The sequence below is a fragment of the Vibrio sp. 1078-1 genome (assembly GCF_033340475.1).
On sequence record NZ_JAWOWM010000371.1, the window covers coordinates 1 to 692 of the forward strand.

Annotated in this window: 1 protein-coding gene; it reads left to right on the top strand. The window is 46.1% G+C overall.

Annotation, left to right across the window (positions count from 1 at the left end):
- On the top strand, nucleotides 1-692 hold a 692-nt coding region (locus tag R7190_RS27645), incomplete at both ends, for an ROK family protein (protein ID WP_318137903.1).

Consider the following 692-nt stretch of genomic DNA (forward strand, 5'->3'; position numbering starts at 1 on the left):
ATAACCAAGCGGCGTACGATGAAGATGTTCAAGACGGTTGGATGCACACAGGCGATGCGGGCTACTTTAAAGATTCTGGCCACTTAGTCGTTATCGACCGTTTGAAAGATATGTCGGAAACCAGCCACGGCGACCGTTACTCTCCGCAGTTTATTGAAAACAAACTCAAGTTCTCACCATTTATCGCGGAAGCGGTTGTAGTGGGCAAAGACAGACCTTGGCTCTCTGCAATTATCTGTATTCGTTATGCAATCGTTGCGAAATGGGCAGAGCAAAAGGGTATTGCGTTCACCAACTACACCAACCTTTCTGCACAGCCAGAAGTGTATCAAGCGATTCGTGAAGAAGTGGTAAGACGCATCTCTGAAGGTGAAGCTTCTATTCTCGCGGCTCAAGAAGAGATGAGTATCGAAAGTATCTGTGAAGCCGCGGCAAATGGCGATCCTCTCGCGGTTGATGTGATTGAAAAATTGGGACGCTATTTAGGTTCTGCAATTGCTATCGTGATCAACTTGTTTAACCCAGAAAAGATTTTGATTGGTGGGGTAATTAACCAAGCGAAAGAGGTGCTTTATCCAGCCGTTCGCCGTTGTATTGAAGAACAAAGTTTGCCTGTTTATCACCAAGATCTTGAGCTGGTGGAATCTCGCTTTTATAAACAAGCGACGATGCCGGGCGCTGCGCTGATAAAA